Origin of the sequence: Saccharothrix xinjiangensis (assembly GCF_039527585.1) — a bacterium.
GTDB classification, from domain to species: Bacteria; Actinomycetota; Actinomycetes; order Mycobacteriales; family Pseudonocardiaceae; genus Actinosynnema; species Actinosynnema xinjiangensis.
In genome coordinates, this window is the sequence record NZ_BAAAKE010000033.1 from 88,455 (window position 1) to 96,060 (window position 7,606).

5 protein-coding genes are annotated in these 7,606 nt (G+C 72.2%); all 5 read left to right on the top strand.

Annotated elements, in window-relative coordinates; all coding sequences use genetic code 11:
* Positions 1–58: 58 nt before the first annotated feature.
* Positions 59–2,074: an APC family permease gene (locus ABD223_RS38610; RefSeq protein ID WP_344042381.1), complete on the top strand. Its 2,016-nt coding sequence runs from the start codon at positions 59–61 to the stop codon at positions 2,072–2,074.
* A complete protein-coding gene (locus tag ABD223_RS38615) occupies positions 2,071–3,324 on the top strand; it encodes a class I SAM-dependent RNA methyltransferase (RefSeq protein WP_344042383.1) in 1,254 nt (417 codons plus the stop codon). The genes ABD223_RS38610 and ABD223_RS38615 overlap by 4 nt, the downstream gene beginning before the upstream one ends.
* Positions 3,325–3,367: 43 nt before the next feature.
* Positions 3,368–5,266: a 1-deoxy-D-xylulose-5-phosphate synthase gene (dxs, locus tag ABD223_RS38620; RefSeq protein ID WP_344042385.1), complete on the top strand. Its 1,899-nt coding sequence runs from the start codon at positions 3,368–3,370 to the stop codon at positions 5,264–5,266.
* Between the two features lie 233 nt (positions 5,267–5,499).
* Complete coding sequence (locus ABD223_RS38625) at positions 5,500–6,177, top strand: response regulator transcription factor (RefSeq protein ID WP_344042387.1); 678 nt, start codon at positions 5,500–5,502, stop codon at positions 6,175–6,177.
* 187 nt (positions 6,178–6,364) lie between these two features.
* Positions 6,365–7,309 (top strand): sensor histidine kinase, encoded by a 945-nt coding sequence (locus ABD223_RS38630; protein ID WP_344042389.1) that lies wholly within the window; start codon positions 6,365–6,367, stop codon positions 7,307–7,309.
* Positions 7,310–7,606 lie beyond the last annotated feature (297 nt).

Here is a 7,606-nt window from a genome sequence, read left to right on the forward strand (position 1 = left end):
CAGAACCTACCCACGACTACTCCGACCAGGGGACGGGGACCCCCTACGCTTTCCCCCCGTGTCCAAGCTCGCAACCGCGGCCAAACGCCTCCTGGTGGGCAGGCCGTTCCGCAGCGATCGGCTAGCCCACACGCTGCTGCCCAAGCGCATCGCCCTGCCGGTCTTCGCGTCGGACGCGATGTCGAGCGTGGCCTACGCGCCGGAGGAGATCTTCCTGGTCCTGTCGGTGGCCGGGCTGTCCGCCTACTCGTTCGCACCGTGGGTGGGCGTGGTCGTGGTCGTCGTCATGCTGACGGTGGTGGCGAGCTACCGGCAGAACGTGCACGCCTACCCGTCCGGCGGCGGCGACTACGAGGTCGCCACGGTCAACCTGGGCCGCAGGGCGGGGCTCACGGTCGCGAGCGCGCTGCTGGTCGACTACATCCTCACCGTCGCCGTCTCCATCTCCTCGGCCGCCGCGAACATCGGCTCGGCCATCCCCTTCGTCGCCACCCACAAGGCCGAGTTCGCGGTCGCCGCCATCATCCTCCTCACCGCGGTCAACCTCCGGGGCATCCGCGAATCGGGCAACGCGTTCGCCCTGCCGACCTACGCGTTCATGGCCGGCGTCGTGATCATGATCGGCTACGGCCTGTACCGGGGCTTCGTCGCGGGCGACGACTTGCGCGCCGAGAGCGCGGGCTTCGAGCTGCGCGCCGAGGACGACCACCTGGTCGGCCTGGCCTTCCTGTTCCTGGTGCTGCGCGCGTTCTCTTCCGGCTGCGCCGCCCTGACCGGCGTCGAGGCGATCAGCAACGGCGTGCCCGCGTTCCGCAAGCCGAAGTCGCGCAACGCGGCCACCACGCTGCTGCTGATGGGCCTGATCGCGGTCACCATGCTGATGGGCCTGATCGTGCTGGCCCAGCTCACGGGCGTGAAGATGGCCGAGGACCCGGCGCACCAGCTGGTCGGCGCGCCCGAGGGCTACGAGCAGAAGACCATGGTCGCGCAGATCGCCGGCGCGGTGTTCGAGGGCTTTCCGGTCGGCTTCTACTTCATCACGACCGTCACCGCCCTGATCCTCGTGCTCGCGGCCAACACCGCGTTCAACGGCTTCCCGGTGCTCAGCTCGATCCTCGCCCAGGACCGCTACCTGCCCCGCCAGCTGCACACCCGCGGCGACCGGCTGGCGTTCAGCAACGGCATCGTCTTCCTCGCCGGCGCGGCGGTCATCCTGGTGGTGGCGTTCGACGCGGAGGTCACCAAGCTCATCCAGCTCTACATCGTGGGCGTGTTCGTCTCGTTCACGATGAGCCAGGCGGGCATGATCCGGCACTGGAACCGGCTGCTGGCGGGCGAGGCCGACGAGGACGCCCGCCGCCGGATGCGCCGGTCGCAGGCCATCAACGGGTTCGGCCTGGCCATGACCGCGTCGGTGCTGGTGGTGGTGCTGATCACGAAGTTCACCAAGGGCGCCTGGATCGCGATCGCCGCGATGGCCGCCATCTACGCCCTGATGACCGCGATCCGCAAGCACTACGACCAGGTCGCCGAGGAGCTGCGCCAGCAGGAGCGGCAGAAGCTGCTGCCCGCCCGCAACCACGCCATGGTGCTGGTCTCGAAGCTGCACATGCCCACGCTGAGGGCCCTGGCCTACGCCAAGGCGACCCGGCCCGACAACCTGGAGGCGGTGACGGTGAACGTGGACGACGCCGACACCCGCCGCCTGGTGCGGGACTGGGAGAAGGAGAACTTCAAGGTACCGTTGAAGGTGATCGAGTCGCCTTACCGCGAGATCACCAAACCCGTCCTGGACTACGTGCGGCGCGTCCGCACCGACAACCCGCGCGACGTGGTGACGGTGTTCATCCCGGAGTACGTGGTCGGCCACTGGTGGGAGCAGTTCCTGCACAACCAGAGCGCGCTGCGGCTCAAGGGCAGGCTGCTGTTCCAACCGGGCGTGATGGTGACCAGCGTGCCGTGGCAGCTGGCCTCGTCGAAGAAGGTCACGCACAAGGACGACGACGTGTACGCCCCCGGAGCGGTCCGCCGCGGCCTGGACAACCGGGGCCAAGAGGAGCGGAAGCGCAAGTGAGCACCACCTGGGAGCACCGGCTGGTCGAGGTCGAGGTCGGCGCGGTCGCCCACGGCGGGCACTGCGTGGCCAGGCACGAGGGCCGCGTGGTGTTCGTCCGGCACGCCCTGCCCGGCGAGCGCGTCGTGGTCCGCGTCACCGAGGACGCCGGCGGCTCGTTCTGCCGCGGCGACGCCGTGGAGGTCGTCACGCCCTCACCGGACCGCGTCGAGCCGCCGTGCCCCTTCGCCGGACCCGGCCTGTGCGGCGGCTGCGACTGGCAGCACGCCTCGTGGCCCGCGCAGCGCGCCCTGAAGGCCGCGGTGGTGCGCGAGCAGCTCCAACGCCTGGCCGGCCTGGACCGCGAGGTCGTCGTCGAGCCCCTGCCCGGCGGCCCCGAGGACTGGCGCACCCGGATGCGCCTGGCGGTCGGCCCGGACGGCGTGCCCGGCTTCCGCGCCCACCGCAGCCACCGGGTCGTCCCGGTCGACCACTGCGTCATCGCCGTGCCCGACGCCCTGGACGGCGTGCTCGACCGCACCTGGCCGCCCCGGTCCGAACTGGCCGTCACCCGCGACGCCGAACACCGCGGTCACCTGGTCGAGATCGGCCCGCCCACGACCCGCCGCGGCCGCCGACCAGTCCCCGGCCCGGCCCACCTCCGCCGGGGCAGCGGCACCGCCACCGAGCAGGCCGCCGGCCGCACGTGGGAGGTGCGCGCGGACGGCTTCTGGCAGGTCCACCCGGCCGCCGCCGACACCTTCGCCGGCGTGGTCCGCGAGTGGGCGGCCTGCCGCCCCGGCGAGCACGCCTGGGACCTCTACGGCGGCGCGGGCCTGTTCGCGTCCGTGCTGGCCGGGCAGGTCGGCGCGACCGGCTCGGTCGCCGTGGTGGAGTCGTCGACCGCGGCGGTGCGGGACGGCCGGGCCAACCTGGCCGACCTGCCGCAGGTCAGCTGGCACGTCGGCCGCACCGAGGCGGTCCTGGCCGACCCCGCGTTCACCGGGCGCCGCCCGGCCGTCGTCGTGCTCGACCCGCCGCGCAAGGGCGCGGGCAAGGCGGTCGTCACCGCCATCACCGACCACCGCCCCGCGCGCGTGGTGTACGTCGCATGCGACCCGGCCGCCCTGGCCCGCGACATCGCCGTCTTCGCCGACCGCGGCTACGCGCTCACGCAGCTCAGGGCGTTCGACGCGTTCCCCATGACCCACCACGTGGAATGCGTGGCCCTGCTCGAACCCGACCGTCTCAGCGAGTGGTCCGTAGACTGACCGGACGAAACGGGGAGTCGAACCACAGGGCGAGGTGGAGCGCGTGACGCTGCTGGAATCCGTGCACGGACCGGCGGACCTGAAACGGCTGGGGACCGACGAACTGGTCCGCCTCGCCGAGGAGATCCGGCTCTTCCTGGTCGAGAAGGTCTCCCGCACCGGCGGGCACCTCGGGCCGAACCTCGGTGTCGTCGAGCTGACCATGGCCGTGCACCGGGTCTTCGACTCCCCGCACGACTCGGTCGTGTTCGACACCGGGCACCAGAGCTACGTGCACAAGGTCCTCACCGGCCGCCGCGACGGCTTCGACTCGCTGCGCCAGAAGGGCGGCCTGTCCGGCTACCCCTCCCGGGCGGAGAGCGAGCACGACGTCGAGGAGAACAGCCACGCCTCGACCGCCCTGTCCTACGCCGACGGCCTGGCGAAGGCCTACCAGCTCACCGGCCAGCGCCGGCACGTCGTCGCGGTCGTCGGCGACGGCGCCCTGACCGGCGGCATGTGCTGGGAGGCGCTGAACAACATCGCCTCCGGCGCCGACCGCCCGGTCGTCATCGTCGTCAACGACAACGGCCGCTCCTACTCGCCGACCATCGGCGGCCTGGCCGACCACCTGTCGTCGCTGCGCCTCCAGCCCGGCTACGAACGCGCCCTGGAACGCGGCAAGACCGCCATCCAGTCCGCCCCGATCGTCGGCAAGCCCCTCTACGCGGCCCTGCACGCGGCCAAGCGCGGCATCAAGGACGCCATCAGCCCGCAGGCCATGTTCGAGGACCTGGGCCTCAAGTACATCGGCCCGGTGGACGGCCACGACCACGCCGCCCTCGAATCGGCCCTGCGCCGAGCCAAGTCCTTCGGCGGGCCGGTCATCGTGCACACCGTCACCCGCAAGGGCAACGGCTTCGCGCCCGCCGAGAACCACGAGGCCGACCAGATGCACGCCACCGGCGTCATCGACCCCATCACCGGCGAGAACATCGGCCCGTCCAAGCGCACCTGGACCCACGTCTTCGCCGACGAGCTGGCCACCCTGGGCGGCGAGCGCCCCGACCTGGTCGCCATCACCGCCGCCATGCGCGGCCCGACGGGCCTGGACAAGTTCGCGGGCCTGTACCCCGACCGCTGCTTCGACGTCGGCATCGCCGAGCAGCACGCCATGACCTCCGCCGCCGGCCTGGCCATGGGCGGCATGCACCCCGTCGTGGCGATCTACGCCACCTTCCTCAACCGCGCGTTCGACCAGCTCCTCCTCGACGTCGCCATGCACCGGCAGGGCGTCACCGTCGTCCTCGACCGCGCGGGCATCACCGGCCCCGACGGCGCCTCCCACCACGGCATGTGGGACCTGTCCATCTGCGGCCTGGTGCCCGGCATCCACGTCGCCGCCCCCCGGGACGCCGCCTCGCTGCGCGAGCAACTGCGCGAAGCGGTCCAGATCTCCGACGCGCCCTCCGTGATCCGCTACCCCAAGGCCTCGGTGGGCCCCGACCTGCCCGCCCTGGAGCGGATCGGCACGGCGGACGTCCTGCGCCGCGACGGCGCCGACGTCCTCCTGATCACCGTGGGCGCCTTCGGCGAACTCGGCCTGGCCGCCGCCCAGCGCCTGGCCGACCAGGGCATCGGCGTCACCGTCGTGGACCCCCGCTGGATCTTCCCGGTCTCCGACGACCTGGTGACCATGGCCGCGAACCACCGCCTGGTCGTCACCGTCGAGGACAACGGCAGGCACGGCGGCTTCGGCTGGGCCCTGGCCGCGTCCCTGCGCGACGCCTCGGTCGACGTCCCGCTGCGCGACCTGGGCATCCCGCAGCAGTTCCACCAGCACGGCGAGCGCGCCGAGGTCCTGTCCGACCTGGGCCTGACCGCCCAGGACGTGGCCCGCCGCATCACCGAGTGGGTCGCCGCCGCCGAACCGGCGGAAATGAGCGCGACGGTGGAGAAGTAACCCGAGGCCCGGTCAGCGGCCCTCCCGAGCACTGCCCGGGAGGGCCCCTGCGAGCCCAGTGCTCCCCGACCGGGCGCGTCACCGTGGTCGGTGACCACGCCTAGGGCCCTCGCCCTTCCCCGGCGGCCTGCCCAGCGGCGAGCGCCGCCCTTCAGCTCGTGAACCCCAGACGGCTCGTGAACCCCACATTTCTCACTAAGCACCCTCTCAGGAACATGTGGCACCTTTGTGAGGTGCGGATCCTGGTAGTCGAGGACGAGGTGCCGCTGGCCGACGCGATCGCGCGCGGTCTGCGGCGCGAGGGCATGGCGGTGGACGTCGCCTACGACGGCGAGACGGGCCACGAGAAATCGACCGTCACCCGGTACGACGTGGTCGTGCTCGACCGCGACCTGCCCGGCATGACCGGCGACGAGCTGTGCAAGGAGATCCTCAGCTCCGGCGCCCTCACCAGGGTCATGATGCTCACCGCCAGCGCCGGCGTTGACGACCGCGTCGCCGGCCTCTCCCTGGGCGCCGACGACTACCTGGCCAAGCCCTTCGCGTTCCCCGAGCTGGTCGCCCGCGTCCGAGCCCTGGCCCGCCGCGCCACCCCCGCGACCCCGCCCCTGCTCACCGCCCGCGACGTCGAGCTGGACCCCGCCCGCCGCACCGTGCGCCGCGCCGGCCGCCCCGTCGAGCTGACCCGCAAGGAGTTCGGCGTCCTCGAAGTCCTCCTGGCCGCCAAGGGCTCCGTGGTCTCCAGCGAGGAGCTGCTCGAACGCGTCTGGGACGAGAACGCCGACCCCTTCACCACCACGGTCCGCGTCACCGTCATGACGCTGCGCAAGAAGCTCGGCGAACCCGGCATCATCGACACGGTGGTCGGCTCCGGCTACCGGGTGCCCACGGCAGGCTCCGCTGAACTCTGACCTGGCCCGCAGGCGCGGACCCGGGCTGCGGACGCGCCTCACCCTCCTCGCCACCGGGCTGGTCGCGTTCGTCAGCGGCCTGCTCCTCCTGCTCGGCTGGCTCCTCGTCGGGCGGGTCATCGCCTCGTCCCCCCGGTTCGCCGAGGGCAGCACCGTCGTCGTCGACGGGCGCGAGGTCGACGCCGCCGTGCTCATGGACGTCCTCGGCGAACAGGCCCGCGCGGACGTGCTGAGGTCCGGCTCCATCGCCTTCCTCTGCGTGGTGGCCGCCGCCGCGCTGCTCGCCTGGACCGTCACCGGGCGCGTCCTGCAACCCGTGCACGACGTGACCGACGCGGCCCGCCGCCTGTCCGCCGAATCCCTCGGCGAACGCCTGCGCCTCGACGGGCCCCGCGACGAGGTCGCCGAGCTGGCCGACACCTTCGACGAGATGCTCGACCGGCTCCAGGCCGCGTTCGACTCCCAGCGCCGGTTCGTCGCCAACGCCTCCCACGAGCTGCGCACCCCCCTCGCCGTGGTGCGCACCGAGCTCGACGTGACGCTCGCCGACCCGGACGCCGACGTCGCCGAGCTGCGCCGCATGGCCTCCGTCGTGCGCGCGGCGACCGAACGGGCCGAGCAGCTGGTCAGCGCGCTGCTGCTGCTCGCGCGCACGGACGGGCTCGGGCTCGCGGTGCGCGAACCCGTCGACCTGAACGCCGTGGTCGAGTCCGCGTGGCGGGCCGTTCGCGCGGAAGCGGCGGAGCGGGGGGTGCGCGCCACCTTCCGCACCAACCCGGCGCCCGCCATCGGGGACCCCGCCCTGCTGGAGCGGATCGCGGGCAACCTCCTGGAGAACGCCGTCCGGCACAACCTGCCCAACGGGTGGATCGAGGTGCACTCCGAGGGCGGGCCCGAGTGGACGTTGCTGCGGGTGTCCTCGTCCGGGCCGGTCATCGCACCCGACCGGGTGGACGAGCTGTTCGAGCCGTTCCGCCGGGGTGGGGCGGACCGGACCGCGCGGACCGGCACCGGGCTCGGCCTGTCCATCGTGCGGGCCGCCGTCGCAGCTCACGGGGGTCAGGTGCACGCCTCGGCGGTGCCCGGCGGGGGGCTTTCGGTCGCCGTTCACCTGCCTTCAAAACTCGTGTGAGTGGTCCCGGTCACACAATGGTGGGTTCAGCGGCTCCGACGCGTGCTCCCACCTGCGGAAACAGGCCTCCGGGACCCGGATTTGTCTCCGCGTTGGGCGGCGTGTAACTTTCTCTCTGCCAGCGCGGAACGGGCCGGACAGACCGGAACGGAGTGCGGGCCACAAGCCCCGGAACGAAGCCACTGGGAACAGTGCGGAGTGATGGTGAGCGCGTGTTCTTTGAGAACTCAACAGCGTGCCGAATAGCCAGTAAATTTATGATCCTCGTCAAGAGGATTCCTTTGAGATTGTTACTGG